Source organism: Embleya sp. NPDC055664 (genome assembly GCF_053618075.1).
The window spans coordinates 90,496-111,281 of sequence record NZ_JBSHGZ010000015.1 but is presented as its reverse complement, the minus strand read 5'-3'; the positions used below and the strand labels follow the sequence as shown (position 1 = coordinate 111,281).

Here is a 20,786-nt window from a genome sequence, read left to right as displayed (position 1 = left end):
CGAACTGCCCTGATCCGAGCGGCCCGACCGACCTTCGGCCGCACCGTCGTCGTCCTGTCGCCATCCCGACGATCGGGACCCGTCACCCGGTTCCCGACTCCCGCCACAACCGGACGAGACGCGGACCACACCCGAACCATCCGACCGGACCGCGACCGCACGACAACGGGACACCCTACGAAGGTGCCCTCACGCGCCGTCCGGCAGGTTGGTCCAACCACGACCGTCGGCCCTGCCGTACCACCCACTGGCCGCCGTGGTACCGCCGTCCACCGGGATCAGATGACCCGTCACATACGACGATGCGGCACTGGCCAGGAAGAGCACAACCTTCGCGTAGTCATCGGGTTCGCCGAATCGCGCCAACGGGACCCACGAACCGATCAACGCCGGGTCGCGATCGCGCAATTTGGCCTCGTATGTCGTCTGCGGCGTGTTCGCCATGTCCGGGGCGATCGCGTTGACCCGAACCCCCTTGCGCGCCACGTCGACCGCGAGCGACTTGGTGAACGCGATGATCGCGGCGTTGTACGCGGAGTAGACCGGACACCCCGGGATGCCGCGCAGCGCCTCGACCGTCGACACGTTCACGATGCTCCCCCGGCCCCGCTCGACCATCGACGGCAACACCGCGTGCGTGACCCGCAGCACGTGTTCGAAGTTGATCGCGTGCAGCGCCCGCCACTCCTCCTCCGTACTGCGCAGGAAGGTGGTCGAGGGCCGGTAGTCGCCCACGTTGTTCACCAGGACGTCCGCGCCGCCCGCCGCGAGCGCCGCGTCGCGCAGCCGCTGCACCGTCGCCGGCTCCCGGATGTCGCCCAGGACCACCTCCACCCGCCCGCCGGCCGCCTCGATGTCGATACGCGCCTGCTCGGCCCAGTCCGCGTCGATGTCGTTGAGCACCACGAGCGCGCCCGCGCGGGCCAGCAGCCGGGAGACCCCGCCGCCGATGCCCGCGCCGCCTCCGGTGACGATCGCGACCTGGCCGGCGAGGGGTTCGGGGTCGAGCATGGGTGGTGCCTCCTCGGCGGATATGACGATGCGTCAGATCTGCGCATGCTCCCCCAGGTCGGCCACGAGGTCAACGCCGAACCCGACCCGGACGATCTTCGCCACACCCCCGACTCCGGCCCCACCGATCGAGCCCGGGGGATCGAGACCAGGCAGGATGGGGGCAACGAACGCAACCGGTGCGCCCGACCCCGTCGGCACGCACCACGACGAAGGGATCACATGGACATCAAGGTCGAGGACGTCCCCGCGCAGCACCGCTTCGAGGCCCGGGTCGACGGCGCCCTGGCAGGCTTCGCCGAGTACATGACCACCGACACCCTGATCGTGTTCACCCACACCGAGGTGGACCCGAGCTTCGAGGGCAAGGGCGTGGGCGGCACCCTCGTCCGCGGCGCGCTCGACCTGGTCCGCGCCGGCGAGCACAAGGTGCTGCCGCTGTGCCCGTTCGTCAAGGCGTGGATCGGCAAGCACCCGGACTACTTCGACCTCGTCTACGACGCCCCGCCGAGCAAGGTCACCGACTGACGCCACGCCCCGACGGGCCCGGTCCCGGTCCCGTACCCACCCGAACCGCCCACCCCGTCGCGCGACCCCCTCCCTCGGTTGGGCGTACGCAGGGCCTCGCCGTAGGCTCGACTCCCGTGAACAGCCTGCGCATGATCGACACCTGGCCCGTCGGGAAGGCCGCCGCGGCCGTGGTCACCCGCGATGGAGTGGTCAAGAGCGAGCACGGCCCGGTGGACGAGCCGTTCCGGCTCGCCTCGGTGACCAAGTTGCTCACCGCGTACGCCGCGCTCGCCGCGATCGAGGAGGGGGCGATCGAGCCGGACGACCCGGCCGGGCCGCCCGGATCCACGATCCGCCACCTCCAGGCGCACACGTCGGGCCTGGCCTTCGACGAGGACCGGGTGCTCGCCGGCCCCGGCCGCAAGCGCATCTACTCGAACACCGGCTTCAACCTGCTCGGCGCCACCATCGAGAAGGCGTGCGACATCCCGTTCGGGGAGTACGTGCGGCAGGCGGTCTTCGCGCCCCTGGGCATGACCGAGACCACGATCGGCGACTCCCCGGCCGCCGGCGGCGTGTCCACCGTGCGCGACCTGACCCGGTTCGCGGCCGAACTGCTCGCCCCGCGCCTGCTCGCGCCGGAGACCGTACGCGCGGCCACCACCGTGGCCTTCCCCGGCCTGGACGGCGTACTGCCGGGCTACGGCACCCGGCGGCCCAACGACTGGGGCCTCGGCTTCGAGATCCGCGGCACCAAGTCGCCACACTGGACCGGAACCACCAACTCGCCCGCCACATACGGCCACTTCGGCGCGTGCGGCACCTTCCTGTGGGTGGACCCGGAGCTGGGAGCGGCCTGCGTCTGCCTGACCGACCGCGAGTTCGGCCCCTGGGCCGCCGAGGTCTGGCCGATCCTGAACGACGCGGTGGTCGCCGAGCTGCGCTGAGCCGAAGCGCACCCCTTCACCCGGCTCGTCCTGCGCCGCACCGGCCCGCGCGGCGCATACCGTCGACCCGTGGTGTTCTCCGTGCTCGCGGCGCTCGCCGCCGCCCTCTGCTACGGCGTCGGAACCGTACTGCAGGCCCTGGGCGCGCGGCGGACCGCTGGCGCGTCCGGACTCGATCCCCGGGTGTTGACCCGGGCCCTGCGCCAGTGGCCGTTCGTGCTCGGCACCGGCCTCGATCTGGCCGGGTACGCCTGCCAGTTCGTCGCGCTGCGCGAGTTGCCGATCTTCGCCGTCGAGGCCGCCCAGTCGGCCAACCTCGCGGTCACCGCGGTGCTGGCCGTACCGATCCTGGGCGCCCGGCTGCGCGGCCCGGAGTGGGGCGCGGTCGCCGCCGTCTGCGCGGGCCTGGCGCTGCTCGGCGTCTCCGCGGGGCACGAGGGCCCGGCCCACACCCACGCCGCCTTCCACTGGTCGCTGCTCGCCTGCGTCGCGGCGCTCGGCCTGGCCGGATGGGCCGCCGCCCGGCTCGCCGAACCGTGGCGCTCACGCCTGCTCGGCCTGCTCTCCGGACTCGGCTTCGGCCTGATCGCGCTGGCCACCAGGGTGCTGACCGACCTGTCCTTCCCGGACCTGCTCGCCTCCCCGACCGTCTACGCGCTGGTCATCGGCGCCGCGCTGACCTTCCTGCTGTACACGATCGCGTTGCAGGGCGGCGCGGTCACCTCGGTCGCCGCCGCGCTCGTGGTCGGCGAGACCGTACTCCCGGCGGGCGTCGGCATCGTCTTCCTCGGCGACCACAGCCGCCCCGGCCCCTACGGCCCGCTCGCGCTGACCGGTTTCGTATGCGCCGTCGCGGGCGCGATCGCCCTGTCCCGCTTCGCCGAGGGGGAGCCCGACCGACCCGGGTAAACGCGGTCGGCTCCCGTCGCCGTCGCGACGGGAGCCGACTTTCCGAGAGCACATGATCCGAACGTCACCCACCGGGACGCCCCGACCGGTCCGCTCACTCCTCCGGTTCGATGATCTGGTAGTCCAGCTCACCGATCGAGTGCGCCAGTTCGGCGGGGGTGTACACCGCGCCGTCGTAGACGAACGCGGGCTCGATCGCGGTCTCGGTAAGCCCCTCGGCGCTGGTGTCTTGCACGACGATGGCCCAGCCGATGACGGGGCACAGGACGGGCTCTTCACCGGACCTGGTCACCTCGACGTCCCACCCGGGTTCGGCCGGGGCGAGATTGACGACGCTGCGGCGGGTGTAGCGCATGGCGGGACTCCTCGGCTGCACGTGAACCGGCGGTCTGCGCCGGTTCGAACAAGCCTATGGTGCCGGTGTGACTGCTGGGGTCACGGGGCGTATGCAGCACGAAGACCCGGAATCGTCCGGCCCGCCGGCCCCGGCGTGTGCCCCCGGTCGACCGGGGTAGGTACCGGCGGAACACGCCCGGTGGATGCCGCGCGCCCGAGAGTGGTCGGGTCCCCGGGACGAGCCCAGGAATGCCCGCGACCCCGCGCCTGTTGACAGGCACGTACACGCAGCACGGGGCACGAACGTTTGGGAGGACGCATGGCCACGGTCGCACTGACCAAGGAGAACTTCGAAGAGGTCGTATCCGGCGACGGCCTGACCGTCCTGGACTTCTGGGCGGCCTGGTGCGGGCCCTGCCGATCGTTCGCGCCGACCTTCGAGAAGGTTTCGGAGGCCACGCCCGACGTCGTCTTCGCGAAGGTGGACACCGAGGCGGAGACCGATCTCGCGCAGGCGTTCTCGATCCAGTCGATCCCGACCGTGATGCTCGTCCGCGACGGCGTCGTGGTCTTCTCGCAGCCGGGCGCCCTGCCCGAGGCCGCGCTGGTCGATCTGATCAAGCAGGCGCAGGGGTTGGACATGGACGAGGTCAAGCGCAAGATCGCCGCGGGCTGACCGTCCGCTGGATCGGGCCATTCATCCCGATCCATGCCGTTTGCACCTTCGGCGCGGCAGAGGTCTACTTGAAGGAACGAGAGGGGCCCGCACGGATGGACGCGGAGAAGCGGTCGAAGTAGGGCCGCGCACCGCGCAATCAGGATCCACGAGAAGTGGATGGGCCCCTCTCGGTTCGGTAACTCCGGTTACCTGGAGCAGGCGACACGGAAGCCCGTCGGATCACAGCCGACGGGCTTCCGCGCGTTCACGCCCCACCCGGCGCGGTCGCCCCACCCGGGGCCGAAGACCCACCCGGCGACGCCGTCGGCCACCCGGGCCCCGCGACCGGCCGCGCCCGCAGGTGCGCCCGCAGCGTCGCGATCTCCTCCCGCAACCGCTCGGAGCGGACCGGCTCGCTCGGGTCCGCACGCGGGATCCGCCCCGCCACAAGGGCCAGTTGGGCCTCCTCGATCTCGCCGATCAGCACCCGGACCGGCCGCGGCCGCGGGCCGCCCCGCACCTGCCGACGGCTGTACCGCCGCGGCAACAACTCGGCCTCCACGGGTCGGATCGCCCCGGTCGCGGCCTCCTCGGCGGCCACCTCGCGAAACCTGGCCAGATAGTGCCGCCGCGCCGACCGGTACACCAGCATCGCGACCACGAAGTCGACCCCGACCCGGGCAAGCACCCCCCGCCACCCGGGCGGCAGCGGCGCGTTGAAGAACCCGTGCATCGCCATCGCCAACACCCAGCAGCCGAGCGCGACCGACACCCTCCGGGCGAGCGGCCGACCGTCGCGCGCGACCAGGTAGCCGACCCCGGTACCCGCGACCGCGCTCATCGCCCAGTGCGAACCCCACCCGGTGATCCCCACCCGCACCGCGAAGGACGCGTTCACCGAGGCGCCCGGGTCGGTCGCGCCGTCGAGCAGGATGGTGTTCAGCGCGTACAGGAGGTTCTCCACCACCTGGAAGCCGAGGCCGACCAGCGCCCCGTATACCCAGCCGTCGATCGGCGCGCGGATCACCCCGGACCCGATCAGCGCGAGTATCAGCAGGCCGCACAGCTTGAGCGTCTCCTCGTTGAACGGCGCGGTCACCGCGGCCCCCCACGTGTCCGCGAAGTCGACGCCCCGGGTCTTCGCCCAGATGTCGCCCAATCCGGTGTTGGCCAGGATCGCGCACCCGGCCGCGGCGGTCATCCCCCACACGACGCACACGATCGAGCCGGCGTGCGGCGGCTCGACGACCGGTCGGATCCGGCGGGGCAGCAGGTAACCGACGCCGAGGGTGAGCAGGAGCAGAAAGCCCGCGAGGGCCGCCGCGGCCGGGAAGACCCGTACCATGTCCCGGCATTCGTGCACGAGGACGCCGAGTCCGAACAGGCACCCCAGGAGTGCCACCCCCACGGCGACCGGAGCCGAGGGCTCGCCGGCCGGCCGGACCACGCCACCCCTCACGCGGCCTCCTCGGTGAACGTCAACGAGCGCAACACGTCCGCCACCTGTGCCCACTGCGGATCGGCGGTCGCCGCCGGCGCGAGCGCGATCAGCCGGATGGCGAAGGCGTCCTCGGGGCCGGGATAGATCACCGCCTGCCCGGTGTCGCCGTCCCGGGCCACGGCGCCGACCATGCCCCGGGCCCCGGCGTGGGCGACCAGCGGTCCCGGCACGCCGAGTCGGGCATGCCGATCGCCGACCCGGAGCGTGTCGCGCAGCCCCGTCCACAGCGCGTCGGCGTTCTCGGTCCGGGGCAGCGAGATGTACGCGACCGACAGGTCCACGTCGCCGTGCCGCAACACGAACAATCGCGAGGGGGCGGTGGCCGCCCGGTCGAGGATCCAGCCGGCGCCGACCCGGAACCACGCGCGGTGGTCGTCGTCCGGTCCGACCCGGAACACCGTGCCCGCCCGGACCCGCTTGTCGCCCGAGATCCACGAGTCGATCAGCGGCCACCCGCCGGTGAGCAGCACCAACACGGCGGCGACCGCGAGCGGGCCCCACCAGCGAGCCCGCCGCGGCCCGGGGAGGATGCGGGCGTCGGTCATGTCTCCAACGTCCGCCGAACGGCACGATTCCGCCCGACGAACATCGGCCGTCGGGCGGAATCGATCGCTCGAAAGGGTTGGCCCAGGCCCTGTCCGGCGGATCTTGGTGGATCGGGCCGCGTCGTCCGGTGCGGCGAGGTGCGGTGCCGGGCGGCGCGGACCCGCCGAGATCCGCCGGACAGGGCCCAAGCTTCGGGTCAGAGGCCGAACTCGACGGGGGCCAGGTCGAGGGCGAAGCACGCGTCGCGCACGACCGCCTGCTCGGTCTTGTCGAAGTGGCCGTCGGCGCCGCCGATCACGATGCCGATCTGGATCACCGCGCGCGCCTCGGTCGGCTTCTTCTTCACCTTGGCGATGTCCTGGAGCACGGACACCTTGCCCAGCTCGAAGTCGGCGGTGAGCTTGGCCAGATAGGTCTCGAAGCGCTGTTCCAGGTCGCTCGCGGCGAAGTTGCGCAGCACGTCGTTGCTCGTGATCAGTGCGCTCACCCGCTGCCGCTCGGCCGGGTCGATGGAGCCGTCGGCCGCGGCGACCAGGGCACAGATCGCCATGCTCGCGTCCCGGAATCCGCCGCTCTTCAGCTCGTTCTTCTTCGCTTCCAGCTGCCCCTGCATCGTCTGGGCGGACTGCTTGAACTTGTCCCACAGCGCCATGGGGATCCCCCTGCCTCGCGTACATACGCGTAGATTTCGAGCCTTCAATCTACAGACTCGTAGAAGATACCCGTTGTCCGGGCACCCGCAGAATCCATTCTGCTGGGGCAGGCCGCCAAACGGGGCGGCGCCACACCGGTCGACGACCCGGCCCGCTCACACCCCGCGCAGCGTCGCGACGAACTTGCGGTTGTGCAGGTCGGTCTGGTCGAACTCGATGGTGCCGTCGGCGACGATCGACAGGAGCATGTCGTTGCGGACGCAGAAGCCGGAGGTGTCCGGGCGAACGCCGCCGCCCAGCACGATCCGGTTCCTGCTGTACTCCTTCAGGCTCGCCGGCGCCTCGCACAACACCCGCCCGAACGTGCCCTCGTAGGTGATCCGGCCCACCAGGTCACCCACCCGGCCCCGGCTCAGCACGACCGCGACCTTCACCGGCAGGCTCGGATCCAGGCTCGCCGGGAGCAGGCCCTCCCACTTGTGCGCGAACTCGATCGGCAGTTCCGCCGGCCCCGGCGCGGCGGGCCCGGTCGGCCCGGATTTCGCGGCCGGCTTGTCCCGGTCCTTGTTCTTCCCGAACCCCACCGTCGCGTACAACCCACCCGCCGTCAGCGCCGCGCCGAGCAGGAGGATCAGCGGGTACTTCCACCACATCCCGCGCCGCTTCCCCCCACGCCCCGCCCCGGCGGCGACCTCCGTCGGCTCCGGCTCGAGCCGGGTCTCCTCCGCGCCGGCCACCCGGGTCGGTTCGGCGCCGACCACCCGGGTCGGCGCAGCATCGTCCGCCGCCGGTTCGGTCTCGATCTCCAGCAACTCCACGGCCCGCCGGGCGGTCGACTCGACCACCGGCCCCGGCAACCACCCGGGCACGAACAACCGCCGCGGATCGCCCTCCGGCGCGAGCGCGGTCACGATCTGATCCGCCGTCGGCCGCACGGCGGGATCCTTCTGCAGGCACGCCTCGATCACCAGGTGCATCGAGTACGGCACCCGGGACAGGTTCGGCTCGTGCCCGATCACCCGGTACATGTGCGCCTGATCGTTGCCCTCGCCGAACGGTCCGACCCCGGTCGCCGCGTGCACCAGCACCGAGCCGAGCGAGAACACGTCCCCCGCGGGCCCGACGTCGAGGCCGTTGGCCTGCTCCGGCGACATGAACGCGGGCGAGCCGACGGATACGCCCGTCGTGGTCAGCGCGGTGGCGTCCGCGGCCCGGGCGATGCCGAAGTCGATCACGCGGGGGCCGTCGAGGGTGAGCAGTACGTTGGACGGCTTGAGGTCGCGGTGCACGAGCCCGGCGTCGTGCACGCTCACCAGCGCCGCGGCCAACCCCGCGCCCAGTGCCCGCACCGCCTCCTCGGGCAGCGGCCCGGCCGACCGAATCGCCTCGTGCAGCGACGGCCCGGCGATGAACCGGGTGACCAGCCACGGCCGCGCCGCCTCGGCGTCCGCGTCCAGCACGGTCGCGGTCCACGGCCCGGCCACCCGGCGGCCCGCGTCCACCTCGCGCCTGAACCGCACCCGGAACTCCGGGTCATCGGCCAACTCCGGCCGCACCACCTTCACCGCGACCAGGCTCCCCCGCCCGGTCCGCCCCAGGTACACCCGACCCATCCCGCCCGACCCGAGGTGCCGCAGCAGGCGGTACCCCCCGATCACGACCGGATCGTCCTGCGCCAACCCCCGCACACCACACCCCCGTCGGGCCGGGCGATCGCCCGACTTCATCACCCCCCGAACAATACGATCACCCGAATTTCACCGTTGTCCCGAGCACGCCGCCCCCTCGCGAGAAATCCCGGTCGCGCCTGTAACAGCCGGCCCCGGCCGGGCGTGCATGTACCGAACGGACGAAGCACGCGACGCGACGAGAACGGAGGTACCCCGGGGCATGTCGACCACGAACGACGCGGCGAAGGCCACGCGACAAGCCGAGTTCGACGCGTTCTACCTGGCCACCTCGCAGCGCATGATCGGTGTGATCTACGCGCTGACCGGCAATCTCGCGGACAGCGAGGACGCCGTACAGGAGGCGTACTCGCGGGCCTGGGGACGCTGGGCCACACTCACCGCCGCCGGGGATCCCACCGGATGGGTCCGCGTGGTCGCCCGTCGGATCGCGGTGGGGAATTGGCGACGGGCGCGCAATCGGATGCGGGCGCACTTCCGACACGGCGGACCGACGCCCGCGCCGGCCGTCTCCTCGGACCACGTGGCGCTGGTCGCGGCGCTGCGCAAACTGTCCACCGGTCGGCGCGAGGCGATCGTGCTGTTTCATCTGTGCGATCTCACCGGCGCCGAGGCGGCGGCCGAACTCGGGATCAGTGAGGCCGCGTTGCGCACCCGGCTGAGCCGCGCGCGCGAAGACCTGCACCGCCATCTGGGCGAGACGACTCCCGCGGAATCGACGAGGAAAGAGACGGCAAGGGCATGAATGATCCGCACGATGACGTTCTGATCGATCGATTGCGCGAGCTGGCCGAACGAGGCGAAGCCGCGGCCGGCCCGGCCGCCCCGGAGCGGGTCCGGGCCCGGGGTGCGCGTCGCCGGACCCGGATCCGCGTCGCGGGGGCGGGCGCGCTGACCGCGTGTGTGGTCGCGGGCGCGTTCTGGGCGATCCGGCCGCACGACGACACCGCGGTACGCAGCGAACCGGCTGCGAGCAGCCCCGGGAATCACCTCACCCCGACGCCGCCACCCGACGGGATCGAACGCATCGGCCTGCGCGACCGGTCCTACCTGCCCACCGTGCGGGGCGTGGACTGGACCGTGGAGGGCGACGGGGTGCATGCGCCGCCCTACCCCTCATTTCCGGTCGAGCTGTTCGGGCCGTGCGCGGCGACGCCTCTGGAGGCATCCGGGGGAGGCGTACTGGACCAACGCGGTACCGCGGCCGGCAGCCATGTGAAGACCTTCGTCACCAGCACCTATGCCACAGGGCTGACGCAGCAGGCGATCGACGCCGAGGCCCGGCGGATCTACGCCTCGTGGCAGACCGTCGCGGCCGGGTGCCTGACCCGGGTGCCGGGCGGCGGGCCCGACACCGAGGTGTGGTCCTGGTCGGGCGACGGCCGACAGGGTTCGGTGGTGCTCACCCGGCGCGGTCACGTGCTGGGCTGGATCGCCACCGAGATGACCGCGACCGACCCCGCCTACCCGCTGACCGCCGAGGTCGGTCCGGCCCTGATGGACAAGGCGATCCTGACCGACTCCGTCCCGCCGAAGTAGCGAAAGGGCCCGGAGAGCCGGTCGAGCGCCCCGGAGTCGGTCGAGCCGATCCGGGGCCGACGGCCGGCCCGCGAGAGCGGGTCGGCCCGCCGGTGCGAAGGGGGCCGACCCGCGAGCGTGCGGGTCAGCCCGCGAGCGCGCTCTTGGCCTTCCACTGGTCGTAGCTCATCTGCCAGTTGCCGAAGCCGTTGCCGGGCTCGGTGGTCTCGGTGTTGGTCGAGCCCTTGACCACGACCGGGTCGCCGACGTCGACCCGGTTGAAGAACCACTCGGCGTCCGGGACGGTCATCCCGACGCAGCCGTGGCTGGTGTTGGCGACGCCGATGTTGGCGGTGTTCCACGCGGCCGAGTGGAAGAAGGTGCCGGAGGAGGTGAAGTGCACCACCCACGGCACGTCCGGGAGGTTGTAGCTGTCACCCAGGCCGACCGTGGTGGAGTCGAGCGTCTCCTTGGCGTTCTTGTTCAGGATCACGTGCGTGCCGCCACGCGTGGGGAACTCACTGGAACCGGCCGACACCTTGATCGTCTTGACCGCGACGCCGTCCTCCATGATGGTCAGCCGCTTCTTCGGGACGTCCACCTCGACGACCCGGTTGGTGCCGACGGTGAAGGTGCTCTCGTAGTCGCGCGCGAAGTAGGTGCCGGGGCCGCTGGCCACACCGCCCAGGTTCGCGTTCAGGGTGACCTTCGTACCGCTGGGCCAGAACTCGCGCGGACGCCAGTCGACCCGGTCCTTGCCGGAGATGTCCTTGGTCCAGCCCCACGAGCCCTCGACGTTCGGCGTCGTGGTGACCTTGAGGTTGCGCTCGACCTCGGCCTTGTCCTTGACCGCGTAGTCGAACATCACCGACACCGGCTGTCCGACGCCGAAGGTGCCGCCGTTGGCCGGCCGCAGGGTGACCTTGTTGACCGTGTCGGCCTTGAGCGTGCCGAACTTCGTGGTGGCCGAGTTCTCCGCGCCCTTCTTGCCCTTCGTGGTCGCGGTCACCGTGTAGGCCGCGCCCGGCACGGTGCGCGTGGTGGAGGTCCAGGTGCGGCCGTCGGCCCCGATCGTGCCCTCGATCGCCCGGTTCTGCGCGTCCACGACCCGCACCGAGGTCAGCGTCCCGGAGTCGGCCGTCACGGTGACCGGCTTGCCCGGCAGGACCCCCTGGGTGCCGTCGGCCGGATCCACCGTCACCCGCGCCGGTGTGTCCTTCGCCTCATTGTCCGCGTCACCCGGCTTCGCCTGTGCCGCGTCCGACTTCGCCGCCTTGTCGGCCCCTCCCGAGCCGCATCCCGTGAGCACCACCGCGGCCGCGACGAGCGGCAGCGCGAGAACACGAATTCCCTTGCGGGAGCCGGATATCAGGGGCTTACGCACGTGCGACCTCACGAGGGGTGGACGACCGGGGATCGTTCAACACTAACAATGCGGATCAATTCCCCGTTCCCCCACGCGGTGTGACGGTTTCGACATGATCCGGACGCAACCGCTCGCCCCGGCACGGCACGAAAGCCGCGCCCGGGACAAATCCCGGACGCGGCTTCGGAGTTGATGCACCGGTCGCGCGGCGGTCGAACGCCGCGCGACGCGGACTACGCGACGGCGGTGCGCCGGCGCTGGGCCGGGGCGCCGTTCGAGCCGCCGGAGCGGCCCGAGGTCGCGCCGGACGCGGCGGCCGACGGACGCCGTCCGGTGCCGCTGCCGCCGCCCTGGCCGGGCCGACGGCCGCGACCACGACCGCCGCCGGCGCCACCGCGGCGCGGCGACTCGGGGGCCGGCGAGGAGATTACGACCGGGACGCCGGAGGGCACCTGCGCGCCGGTGACGCGGGTGAGTTCCTCGTCGCCCGAGCGCACCTGGATGGTCTCGGCCTCGATGCCGGCGATCATCATCAGCCGGGCCATCTCGCGGCGCTGGTTCGGCGTGACCAGCGTCACGACGCTGCCCGACTCGCCGGCGCGTGCGGTACGGCCACCGCGGTGCAGGTAGTCCTTGTGGTCGGTCGGCGGGTCGATGTTGACCACCAGGTCCAGGCCGTCCACGTGGATCCCGCGCGCCGCGACGTTGGTCGCGATCAGCGCGGTGACGTGCCCGCTCTTGAACTGCTCCAGGGTGCGGGTGCGCTGCGGCTGCGACTTGCCGCCGTGCAGCGCCGCGGCGCGCACGCCGCTCTGCAACATCTGCCGGGTGAGCCGGTCGACCGCGTGCTTGGTGTCCATGAACATGATCACCCGGCCCTCGCGGGCGGCGATGTGCGTCGCGGCGGTGTGCTTGTCGGCCTCGCTCACGTGCAGCACGTGGTGCTCCATCGTGGTGACCGCGCCCTGCGACGGGTCGACCGAGTGCACGACCGGGTCGGAGAGGAAACGCTTGACCAGCCGGTCGACGTTGCGGTCGAGGGTGGCCGAGAACAACATCCGCTGCCCGTCCGGCTGCACCTGGTCGAGCAGCGCGGTGACCTGCGGCATGAAGCCCATGTCGGCCATCTGGTCGGCCTCGTCGAGCACCGTGATGCCGACCGCGTCCAGACGCGCGTCGCCGCGGTCGATCAGGTCCTTGAGCCGGCCCGGGGTGGCCACCACGACCTCGGCGCCGTTGCGGAGCGAACTGGCCTGGCGACCCAGCGACATGCCGCCGACGACCGTGGTCATCCGCAGCTGCACCGAGGTGGCGTACGGCATCAGCGCGTCGGTGACCTGCTGGGCCAGCTCGCGGGTGGGCACCAGGACCAGCGCGAGCGGCTGCTTGCTCTCGGCGCGGCGACCGGCGATCCGGGCCAGCATCGCGAGACCGAACGCGAGCGTCTTGCCCGAGCCGGTCCGGCCGCGGCCGAGCACGTCCCGGCCGACCAGCGCGTTGGGCAGGGTGGCCGCCTGGATCGGGAACGGCTCGGTGACGCCGTTGCGGGTGAGCGCGGCGAGCAGCTGCTTGGGCATGTCCAGCTCGGCGAACGCGGCGACCGCGGGCAGCGACGGGGTGGTGCTGACCGGCAGCGCGAACTCGGCGACGGGCGCCGCGGTCATCGGCTTGCGCCGGTTGCCCGACGGGGCGCCGCCGCGGCCTCGACCGCCACCGCCGCCGTAGCCGCCCCGGCCGGAGCCGGAGCCGCCGCCGCTGCGGCCGTAACGATCGTTGGAGCTGGAACGGGGGGTGCGATTCATGGAGAACCTTCCTCGATGCGGCGCGTATCGAGGACGTCTCCGCGCGGCGGGAAGCCGCACAAGGAGTCGCAAGAACGAGCCGGAGTACCTGAACTGAAGAACCGACGTGGTGACTCGGGTCACTCGCGTCGAGATGTTGCGCAACGGTCGGGCGCCTGCCGAAGAGCGGCGGCCGATGTGCCGGACCGTGCGAGGCCGCGCGACGAGGTCGCGTCGGGCAGGGTCCTGAACGGCGGATGCCGGGCATCCGCCTGGGTGGTGCGCCGTGGCTCCCCCGGATCGATTCCGGGAGTCGCCGACCGGGACGGCCGGCTGCCACGGGAAGGGCCCGCACCGTGCGGCGCGGGCCCTCGCTGCGTGACCGAGGCCACGCCCATGAGCGAAATCAGACGATGTTGATGTTCTCCGCCTGCGGGCCCTTCTGGCCCTGCGTGACGTCGAAGGAGACCTTCTGGCCTTCCTGCAGCTCACGGAAACCCTGAGCGTTGATGTTCGAGTAGTGGGCGAAGACGTCGGGGCCGCCACCGTCCTGCTCGATGAAGCCGAAGCCCTTTTCGCCGTTGAACCACTTCACGGTGCCAGTAGCCACGTATCTTCCCCTTCGGGGCAGTACCGGGATCCCGCACCCTGCGAGACCCGAATCGTTGCTGATTACCCCGCCCGGAGTTGGACACCGGAAAAACAAAAGTGCACCTGTTGGCTACAACCAGCAGGCGCACAGAAAATTCCATGGGAACCACAGCAGCAATTAACGTTAGCACGTCGGACCACCGGGCCGGCGGGATCGTCTCGATCTTGTCCGAACCGCCCGGTCGGCTCCCGCCCACCGCCACGCGCACCGGTCCGCCGGTCGGCGCCGGGTGCGACCATGGACGCTCCCCGCCAGTCCCCCAGCCCCGAAGGGTTCGCGTGTCCTCCTCCTCCGGCATCCCCGCGTCCGACGACTCGGTCCAGCCGATCTCCCTCTCCCCCACCGGCACTCCCCTCACCCTCGAGGACATCAGCGCGCCCGGCGGCTGCGGCGACGGTTGTGGCTGCGCCGGCGGCGGCATCGACATCGACGCCGACCTGCTCGACGCGTTCGTCACCGAGCAGGTGCTGCTGCGCCTCGAATCCGAGCCGGCCTTCCTCGCCCACTCCATCGCAGCGCTCGTCGCGGCGGACGAGATCGACGCCGAACTGGCCGAGGAGATCGAGGAGTTGGAGTCCGACCCGGTACTCCTGCTCGACGTCCTCGGGGCCACCCGGCAGACCCTGCCGGAGATGGAATCCGACGCCGTCGTCCTGCTCTTCCGCTACGTGATCGACCATGTCGCGCTCGGCCCGGAGGAGTTGCCGCTGGAGGACCGCGTACAGATCGAGTGGCGCGTGCCGCCGATCGAGCGCTGACCCGCACTGCGTCCCGGACGAGGCCGCGCGCCTCGTCCTACGGCTCGGCCCGCCCGTTCCCGGCGACCTCCGGGAGCGGGTCCGGGGCCGTCGGCACGAGCGCGGTCCTCGACAGTGGCCGGCCCGAGCCCGGCCGCCATCGGCCCGTGAACAGGAATCCGGCACCGAGGCCGATCAGCGCGGCCGAGACGTGCCCGATCGTGGTGAAGTCCGGCAGGTCGCCGTACCACTGCACGGACGAGAACGGGTACAGCAGGCAGCCGAGCGCCCACAGTGGCCGCAGCGGCTTGGCCAGCAGCGGGGTGACCGCCGCTATGGCCGCCATCGAGGCGTAGCTCACCCCGTAGTCGAGCGTGTACCGGGTGTCCTCGGGATATGTGCCCGCGTGGATCGCCGCGATCAGCACGACCGCGGTGAGCAGCGTCGCGCCCACGTGGCCCAGGAGCGTGACGCCGACCGCGCGCACCGTGCCGATCCGGCGCTCCAGCACCGCCATGCACACCCCGATGCCGAACCCGATCGTGGTCACGTTGCCGAACAGGGTGCCGTGCACGTCCGCCACCAGCAGGCTGCCCGCCATCGCGCGAAACGGATGGTGGTCCAGGTTGTCGAGGTTGGTGCTGATGTCCGCCAGGAGCCGATCCGCGGCCGGCTCGGACATCAGGCCGCCGACCACGATCCCGTTGATCGCGAGCAGGATCAGCACGACGAAGGTCGCGGGGCTGCGTCGCGGGTATCGGGCGACGTCGCGCAGCCGGTTCGCGAGGTTCCGGGTCACGGTGCGTTTCTCCTTGGGCCGGCGCGGGGACGCGGCGCGAACCACCATGCTGCATCACCGGCCGGGGCCGCCGTGTCCCGACCCCGGGATCGGGGCGGCCGGCGCGCGGGGTTCGAGCGGGTGACGGCGACTCGACACACCCCCCGCCGGGTGCGGCAGGATCGCCCTCGACGGTGCCGGGACGAGGGAGATGGCGTGACTGCGATGGGTCGGGTGGCGGACCGGTACGAGTTGGTGGAACAGCGTGGTCGTGGGGGGCTCGGGCGGGTATGGGCCGCGCGGGACTCGGTCGAGGACCGCGAGGTCGCGGTCAAGCTGCTGCACGGGCCGCCGGACGAGGCGGTCGCGACCCGGTTCGTGGAGCGCACGCGGGCCGCCGCGCCGCTCGAACACCCCGACCTGGTCGCGGTGTCCGACGTCGGCCTGACCGACGACGGCACGCCGTTCCTGGTCACCGAACTGCTCACCGGCCGCGACCTGCGTACGGTGCTGCGCGAGGCGCTGCCCGAACTGCCCGCCGTGTCCGAGGTGTTGCACTGGACGGCGCGGATCTGCGCCGCGCTCGACCACGCGCACCGGGCCGGCGTGGTGCACGGCGACCTCAAGCCGGCCGACCTGTTCCTGACCGCCGACGGCGATATCCGCGTCCTCGACGTCGGCCTGGCCGACCGGCTCGGGGCGGTCGCCGCGACCGGCACCGCCCTGATCGGCACGCTCGCCTACACAGCGCCCGAACGGCTGCGCGGTCGCCCCGCCGAACCGGCCGCGGACCTCTACGCACTCGGCTGCGTACTGTACGAACTGCTCACCGGGACACCGCCGTTCGGCACCGGGGACATCGCGGCCACGGTGTACGCCCAACTCCGACGCACCCCGGAGGCGGTGGACCGGCGCCGCCCCGACGTCCCGCCGCACGTGAGTCGCCTGGTCCTGGACCTGCTCGCCAAGGACCCGGCACAGCGCCCGCCGACCGCCGCCGAGGTGGCCCACCGCCTGACCGACCCGACGCCGTCACGAACCGACTCGCGAGCCTCCACCGAGGCACCACCCGTCCCGACCGAGGTGGCGCCGACCCCGATCGGCCCCCTGCCGAATCCGACCGACGTGCCGCCCACCACGGCCGACGCGCCGGCCGCCCCGGCGGAAGTGCCGGCGACCTCCGCCGAGGTCCCGCCCACGGCCGCCGAGGTGCCGCCCGCCTCGCCGGAGGCGCCGGCCTCGCCGACCGAGGCACCGCTGACCCTGACCAAGACACCGGCCACGTCGTCCGAGGCACCGCCGACCGAGGCCGAGACCCCACCGGCCCCGGCCGACGTGGCGCCCACCACGGCCGAGGCGCCGCCCGTCCCCGCCGAGGCGGGTGGTGCTCGCGTCCTCACCCCGGCCGCTCCGGTCGACCCCTCGCGCCGGCCCACCCCGCCGCCGCTCCCCCCGGCGCCGCCGAGCTTCCCGCCGGGATCGCCCGCCGCCTCGGGCTTCGCCGTCCCCGCCCCTTCCGCGCCCGCCGACGACGACGAGGCCGGGTTGCGGCGGGCGGTCGCGGCCGGCGACCCGGACGCCGCCGTGCAGCTCGCCTACCACCTGGCCGACACCGGCCGGGATGCCGAGGCCGAGGCGCTGTACCGGGAGGCACTGGCCCGCAACCACCCGGAGGCCGCCAACGACCTCGCCGACCTGCTCGCCACGCACGATCGGCATGCCGAGGCCGAAGAGCTGTACCGCCGCGCCCTCGTCCAGGGCCATCCGGACGCGGCGAACAACCTCGGCCGGCTGCTGCTCCGCCTCGGGCGCGCGCCGGAGGCCGAACACCTGTTCCGGCACGCCGCCGCAGGGGGCCACGACGACGCCGGACACAATCTGGGCCTGCTTCTCGCCAACACCGGTCGGCTCGACGAAGCCGAGCAGTGGTTCCGGCACACCTACGCGCAGGGCCACCCCGACGCGACGGTCAACCTCGCCGGCCTGCTGGCCGCGAAGGGCCGGATGAAGGAGGCCGACAAGCTGTACCGGCGCGCCCTCACCGAGGGCCACCGCGACGCCTCGATCGGCTACGCCGGCCTGTACGAGCGCCGGGGCCGCGTCCGCGAGGCGGAGGAGATGTACCGCCGCGCCCTGGCCGAGGGCCACCCGGCGGCGGCCGGCCAACTGGCCCGCTTCCTCGACACCCTGGGCCGCGGCCGGGAAGCGATGTGGCTTCGCTCGTAGCCCCCCCGCCCCGACCGCACAAGCACCGCGCCGAGCACCACGCACGAACGCCACGCACGACGCCCCGCCGGGGGCCGTCGTACGTGGCGAACGGGTGACGAGACGGGTGTGACGCGCCGTTACGGCATGGTCTCGTCGCGGTCGGAGCGGCGGTGCGCGCCGGTCCCGGTCCGGTATGCCTCCTCGTCCCGGGCCTGCCACTCGGCGATGCTCTCGTCGCGATATCCCTGCGCCGCGTCCCAGCGCACGGTCAGCGCGAACAGGACCACCAGGTCGAGCGCCACCACGATGGTGGACCAGACGGGGTGCGCGGCCAGGAAGCCGATCTCGGCGATGATGTTCACCATCACCAGCAGCGAGCCGGCCACCCTGGCCCAGGTCTTGCCGGTGAGCAGCCCACCACCGATGAGCAGTTGCAGCCCGCCGAAGATCAGCAGGATGACGCCCCAGGTGTTGTAGTTCCAGACCAGCAGATCACCGGAGCGGGTGACGAAGTACCCGTCGGAGAACAGGGCCGTGAACCCCTGGAAGAGGTTGAGGACACCCAGGACGAGCAACGTGCAGGCGGCGAATGCCACCCAGCCGGACCAGGCGCTCGTCCTGCGGGTTGTGCTGTTCATGGCCTACTCCCAACCCCGGCCGGACGGCCGGGCGGATGTGCCTGATTTTCACTCGATTTCCATGCGGCGCCGCCCGCTTGCCCGCCGTCGCGCAGACGGCGACCCGACGAGTCGACCCTCTCGAACTTTGACACGCCAAGACATAATTTGCACCTTTTGTCCAATCCGAGTAGATCTCCGGATTTCATGGAACCCGCACGGGACGAACGCGGGCCGTGAACGAGGAGAGGACGCCGGCGATGTCGAGGTCAGCCGAGCAGGTCCGGACCGGGCATCCGGTGCGCTTCACCCTGGCCTGCCTCCTGGTGGTCCTCGCCTGTCTGCTCACCCCGGTGGCGGTGACCGCCGCCTGGGCGCGGGACGAGGTGGCCGACACCGACCGCTTCGTCGCCGCGCTGGCCCCGCTGTCCGGGAACACCGCGGTACAGGACGCGGTCTCCGCCCGACTGGCCACGGCGGCCGTGCAGGCGGTCGACGTGGGCGGACTGACCGATTCGCTGCGCGAGGCGCTCGGTCTGGGGCCGAACAACGGCTCCGGGCCGGTGTCCGGCTCGCTGCAGAGTCTGCTGGCGGGCGTGGCCGACCAGGCCGCGCAGGCGTTCGTGGCGAGCGACGCGTTCACCGTGATCTGGCGGGACGCGCTCCGGATCGCGCACGCATCCGCGCTGGACGCGCTGGAAGGCAAGGACAGCGGCACCGTGAGCACCACAAACGGCGAGGTGGTGCTCGACCTGGGGCCGATGATCGATCAGGTGCGGCAGGGCCTGGTGGGTCGGGGTTTCGCGGTCGCCTCGAACATCCCCGACACCGACCGCCGCTACGTGCTGGTGCACCGCGAGGGGTTGCGCACCGGGCAGGACGCGTTCCGCTTCCTGGACACCGCGGGCACCTGGCTGCCGATCGTGGTCGTGGTGCTGTTCGTCCTGGGCGTGTGCCTCGCGCCGCGCCGCCGGCCCGCGCTGCTGTGGGCGGGCGTGGGCACCGCGCTGACCCTGCTCGCGCTGGGCATCATGCTCGCGGTGGCCCGTCGGACCTACCTGGACGACCTGCCGCCGGAGGTCTCCCGGGACGCGGCGGCGGCGGTCTACGACGCGCTGGTGAGCTTCCTGCGCCGGACCACCCGCACGCTGGGCGTGGCCGCCGTGGCGCTCGCGATCGCGGCGTTTGTGGCCGGACCGGCCCGGCCGGCGGGCACGATCCGGCGTGCCTTCGTGGTCGCGCCGGATCGGGCGGGCGCGGCGTTGGCCCGGCACGGTTTCGGCACCGGGTCGGTGGGCGCGTTCGTGGCCGCGCATCGGGGGCCGGTGTACGCGGTGACCGGCCTGCTCGGCGGGATCTGGCTGTGCGTGTGGAACGAGCCGACGGTGTGGTCGGTGCTGCTGATCGTGGTGGTGGTCGTCGCGGTGGTGGCGGTGCTGGAAGCGGTCGCGGCAGCCGGGACACGCCGGGAGGTCGAGACCGCGCGGTGAGTCACCGCGGGCCGATGCGGCTCAGGGCTGACCCGACGTCTGCCCGGTGCGTCGGAACTCGGACGGGGACTGGTGCACACGCCGGGAGAACAGTCGGGCGAAGTAGGCCGGGTCGTCGTAGCCGACGTTGCGGGCCACCTCGTGGATGGACTGGTCGGTGGCGAGCAGCAGGCGTTTGGCCCGGGACAGCCGGGTCCGCACGATGTACTCCTTCGGCGTGGTGCCGGTCGCCCGCTGCATCTCGCTGCGCAGGCCCGCCTCGTCCAGGCCCAGCCGCCGGGCGTGCTCGCCGACGGTCAGCGGCTCGGTGGCGTGCTCGTCGAAGTAGCGGACCACCCGCGAGCCGTCCTCGTCGACCCGGATCGTCTTCAGGTCGATGATCAACTGGTGCACGATCGCCGAGGTGACCACCTCGCGGTTCGGCGCGCCCGGCTCCACCGCGGTCAGCAGCCGGTCGAAGCCTTGGCGCAGCGGCCGTACCCCGCCGAGCGACATCACCGGCTCGGCCCGGTCCAGGAACCCCAGGTCCTCGTACGCCGCCGCGGTCGGCCCCTCGAACAGCACCCAGTGCTCGCGCCAGCCCGTCGGGTCCGGGCTGTAGGAGTGGTACTCGCCGGGGAAGAGCAGGAACGCCGCGGGCGCCTGGACGGGGATCCGCGGCGCGTGCCGGTTGCCCGAGCGGAACCAGCCCGATCCCCCGGTGATCAGGGTGAGTTGGTAGCAGCCGAGCACCCGACCCTCGAACTGCATCGCGGTGACCTGCTGCCAGCCGACGCCCAGGCACACCAGGCCGAGCCGCTGGTGCTCTTTGGCGGGCGTGAGGTAGCGCGCGAAGATCATGGTGCGCCGATCGTACGGCGGCCGGCGCCCGTCGCGAAGC

General features: G+C 72.3%; 21 protein-coding genes. 9 read left to right on the top strand and 12 right to left on the bottom strand.

Annotated elements, in window-relative coordinates:
• Positions 1–189: 189 nt before the first annotated feature.
• Positions 190–1,011, bottom strand: a complete 822-nt coding sequence (locus tag ACWGR4_RS24270; protein WP_379995773.1) for an SDR family NAD(P)-dependent oxidoreductase — start codon at positions 1,009–1,011, stop codon at positions 190–192.
• Positions 1,012–1,233: 222 nt separating this feature from the next.
• On the opposite strand from ACWGR4_RS24270, the gene ACWGR4_RS24265 reads away from it, so the two are divergent.
• The 3 genes from ACWGR4_RS24265 to ACWGR4_RS24255 all read left to right on the top strand — a co-directional run bounded on the left by ACWGR4_RS24265 (position 1,234) and on the right by ACWGR4_RS24255 (position 3,377).
• Positions 1,234–1,539 carry a GNAT family N-acetyltransferase gene (locus ACWGR4_RS24265; RefSeq protein ID WP_380041563.1) on the top strand — a complete coding sequence of 102 codons (306 nt, stop codon included), beginning with the start codon at positions 1,234–1,236 and terminating at the stop codon, positions 1,537–1,539.
• Between the two features lie 116 nt (positions 1,540–1,655).
• Entirely contained in the window at positions 1,656–2,468 is an 813-nt protein-coding gene (locus ACWGR4_RS24260) for a serine hydrolase domain-containing protein (protein WP_452133431.1), read from the top strand.
• Positions 2,469–2,537: 69 nt separating this feature from the next.
• Positions 2,538–3,377 (top strand): DMT family transporter, encoded by an 840-nt coding sequence (locus ACWGR4_RS24255; protein WP_452133430.1) that lies wholly within the window; start codon positions 2,538–2,540, stop codon positions 3,375–3,377.
• A gap of 94 nt (positions 3,378–3,471) precedes the next feature.
• On the opposite strand, the gene ACWGR4_RS24250 is transcribed toward ACWGR4_RS24255, so the two are convergent.
• Positions 3,472–3,732, bottom strand: a complete 261-nt coding sequence (locus ACWGR4_RS24250) for a hypothetical protein (protein WP_078975104.1) — start codon at positions 3,730–3,732, stop codon at positions 3,472–3,474.
• Positions 3,733–4,020: 288 nt separating this feature from the next.
• Here ACWGR4_RS24250 and trxA point away from each other — a divergent pair, with 288 nt between their 5' ends.
• Complete coding sequence (trxA, locus tag ACWGR4_RS24245; protein ID WP_268812471.1) at positions 4,021–4,389, top strand: thioredoxin; 369 nt, start codon at positions 4,021–4,023, stop codon at positions 4,387–4,389.
• Between the two features lie 247 nt (positions 4,390–4,636).
• On the opposite strand, the gene ACWGR4_RS24240 is transcribed toward trxA, so the two are convergent.
• From ACWGR4_RS24240 to ACWGR4_RS24225, 4 genes are all read right to left on the bottom strand, one after another.
• Positions 4,637–5,830, bottom strand: coding sequence for a PrsW family intramembrane metalloprotease (locus tag ACWGR4_RS24240; RefSeq protein ID WP_379995765.1), 1,194 nt, complete (start codon positions 5,828–5,830; stop codon positions 4,637–4,639).
• Positions 5,827–6,417, bottom strand: a complete 591-nt coding sequence (locus tag ACWGR4_RS24235) for a hypothetical protein (RefSeq protein WP_452133917.1) — start codon at positions 6,415–6,417, stop codon at positions 5,827–5,829. The genes ACWGR4_RS24240 and ACWGR4_RS24235 overlap by 4 nt, the downstream gene beginning before the upstream one ends.
• A gap of 197 nt (positions 6,418–6,614) precedes the next feature.
• Positions 6,615–7,070 (bottom strand): tellurite resistance TerB family protein, encoded by a 456-nt coding sequence (locus ACWGR4_RS24230; protein ID WP_379995760.1) that lies wholly within the window; start codon positions 7,068–7,070, stop codon positions 6,615–6,617.
• Between the two features lie 156 nt (positions 7,071–7,226).
• Positions 7,227–8,729: a serine/threonine-protein kinase gene (locus ACWGR4_RS24225; RefSeq protein ID WP_452133916.1), complete on the bottom strand. Its 1,503-nt coding sequence runs from the start codon at positions 8,727–8,729 to the stop codon at positions 7,227–7,229.
• Positions 8,730–8,961: 232 nt separating this feature from the next.
• Between ACWGR4_RS24225 and ACWGR4_RS24220 the strand changes: the two genes are divergently transcribed.
• Together ACWGR4_RS24220 and ACWGR4_RS24215 are read left to right on the top strand one after the other, a co-directional pair.
• Entirely contained in the window at positions 8,962–9,504 is a 543-nt protein-coding gene (locus ACWGR4_RS24220) for an RNA polymerase sigma factor (RefSeq protein WP_379995756.1), read from the top strand.
• A complete protein-coding gene (locus tag ACWGR4_RS24215; RefSeq protein ID WP_379995754.1) occupies positions 9,501–10,298 on the top strand; it encodes a hypothetical protein in 798 nt (265 codons plus the stop codon). Before ACWGR4_RS24220 ends, ACWGR4_RS24215 begins: the two co-directional genes overlap by 4 nt.
• A 124-nt stretch (positions 10,299–10,422) precedes the next feature.
• On the opposite strand, the gene ACWGR4_RS24210 is transcribed toward ACWGR4_RS24215, so the two are convergent.
• The 3 genes from ACWGR4_RS24210 to ACWGR4_RS24200 all read right to left on the bottom strand — a co-directional run bounded on the left by ACWGR4_RS24210 (position 10,423) and on the right by ACWGR4_RS24200 (position 14,034).
• Positions 10,423–11,661, bottom strand: coding sequence for a L,D-transpeptidase (locus ACWGR4_RS24210; protein ID WP_379995752.1), 1,239 nt, complete (start codon positions 11,659–11,661; stop codon positions 10,423–10,425).
• Between the two features lie 215 nt (positions 11,662–11,876).
• On the bottom strand, positions 11,877–13,445 hold the full coding sequence (locus ACWGR4_RS24205) for a DEAD/DEAH box helicase (protein ID WP_452131770.1): 1,569 nt from the start codon (positions 13,443–13,445) through the stop codon (positions 11,877–11,879).
• Positions 13,446–13,830: 385 nt separating this feature from the next.
• On the bottom strand, positions 13,831–14,034 hold the full coding sequence (locus ACWGR4_RS24200; RefSeq protein WP_020554660.1) for a cold-shock protein: 204 nt from the start codon (positions 14,032–14,034) through the stop codon (positions 13,831–13,833).
• A gap of 320 nt (positions 14,035–14,354) precedes the next feature.
• Here ACWGR4_RS24200 and ACWGR4_RS24195 point away from each other — a divergent pair, with 320 nt between their 5' ends.
• Positions 14,355–14,834 carry a hypothetical protein gene (locus ACWGR4_RS24195; protein ID WP_379995748.1) on the top strand — a complete coding sequence of 160 codons (480 nt, stop codon included), beginning with the start codon at positions 14,355–14,357 and terminating at the stop codon, positions 14,832–14,834.
• 37 nt (positions 14,835–14,871) lie between these two features.
• On the opposite strand, the gene ACWGR4_RS24190 is transcribed toward ACWGR4_RS24195, so the two are convergent.
• Positions 14,872–15,612, bottom strand: a complete 741-nt coding sequence (locus ACWGR4_RS24190; protein ID WP_452131769.1) for a rhomboid-like protein — start codon at positions 15,610–15,612, stop codon at positions 14,872–14,874.
• Between the two features lie 204 nt (positions 15,613–15,816).
• Between ACWGR4_RS24190 and ACWGR4_RS24185 the strand changes: the two genes are divergently transcribed.
• A complete protein-coding gene (locus ACWGR4_RS24185; protein ID WP_452131771.1) occupies positions 15,817–17,817 on the top strand; it encodes a protein kinase domain-containing protein in 2,001 nt (666 codons plus the stop codon).
• Positions 17,818–17,936: 119 nt separating this feature from the next.
• Here the strand turns inward: ACWGR4_RS24185 and ACWGR4_RS24180 are convergent, their stop codons facing one another.
• Positions 17,937–18,437 (bottom strand): DUF7144 family membrane protein, encoded by a 501-nt coding sequence (locus tag ACWGR4_RS24180; RefSeq protein ID WP_452131768.1) that lies wholly within the window; start codon positions 18,435–18,437, stop codon positions 17,937–17,939.
• 239 nt (positions 18,438–18,676) lie between these two features.
• On the opposite strand from ACWGR4_RS24180, the gene ACWGR4_RS24175 reads away from it, so the two are divergent.
• Positions 18,677–19,906: a hypothetical protein gene (locus ACWGR4_RS24175; protein ID WP_452131767.1), complete on the top strand. Its 1,230-nt coding sequence runs from the start codon at positions 18,677–18,679 to the stop codon at positions 19,904–19,906.
• A 21-nt stretch (positions 19,907–19,927) separates the two neighbouring features.
• Here ACWGR4_RS24175 and ACWGR4_RS24170 read toward each other — a convergent pair whose 3' ends face one another.
• A complete protein-coding gene (locus tag ACWGR4_RS24170; protein ID WP_379995740.1) occupies positions 19,928–20,746 on the bottom strand; it encodes an AraC family transcriptional regulator in 819 nt (272 codons plus the stop codon).
• Between the last annotated feature and the right edge of the window lie 40 nt (positions 20,747–20,786).

Coding starts and splice junctions, on each gene's coding strand:
- ACWGR4_RS24270 (WP_379995773.1), bottom strand. CDS start 1,011: ATGCTCGACCCCGAACCCCTCGCCGGCCAGGTCGCGATCGTCACCGGA.
- ACWGR4_RS24265 (WP_380041563.1), top strand. CDS start 1,234: ATGGACATCAAGGTCGAGGACGTCCCCGCGCAGCACCGCTTCGAGGCC.
- ACWGR4_RS24250 (WP_078975104.1), bottom strand. CDS start 3,732: ATGCGCTACACCCGCCGCAGCGTCGTCAATCTCGCCCCGGCCGAACCC.
- ACWGR4_RS24235 (WP_452133917.1), bottom strand. CDS start 6,417: ATGACCGACGCCCGCATCCTCCCCGGGCCGCGGCGGGCTCGCTGGTGG.
- ACWGR4_RS24230 (WP_379995760.1), bottom strand. CDS start 7,070: ATGGCGCTGTGGGACAAGTTCAAGCAGTCCGCCCAGACGATGCAGGGG.
- ACWGR4_RS24220 (WP_379995756.1), top strand. CDS start 8,962: ATGTCGACCACGAACGACGCGGCGAAGGCCACGCGACAAGCCGAGTTC.
- ACWGR4_RS24215 (WP_379995754.1), top strand. CDS start 9,501: ATGAATGATCCGCACGATGACGTTCTGATCGATCGATTGCGCGAGCTG.
- ACWGR4_RS24205 (WP_452131770.1), bottom strand. CDS start 13,445: ATGAATCGCACCCCCCGTTCCAGCTCCAACGATCGTTACGGCCGCAGC.
- ACWGR4_RS24185 (WP_452131771.1), top strand. CDS start 15,817: ATGGGTCGGGTGGCGGACCGGTACGAGTTGGTGGAACAGCGTGGTCGT.
- ACWGR4_RS24180 (WP_452131768.1), bottom strand. CDS start 18,437: ATGAACAGCACAACCCGCAGGACGAGCGCCTGGTCCGGCTGGGTGGCA.
- ACWGR4_RS24175 (WP_452131767.1), top strand. CDS start 18,677: ATGTCGAGGTCAGCCGAGCAGGTCCGGACCGGGCATCCGGTGCGCTTC.
- ACWGR4_RS24170 (WP_379995740.1), bottom strand. CDS start 20,746: ATGATCTTCGCGCGCTACCTCACGCCCGCCAAAGAGCACCAGCGGCTC.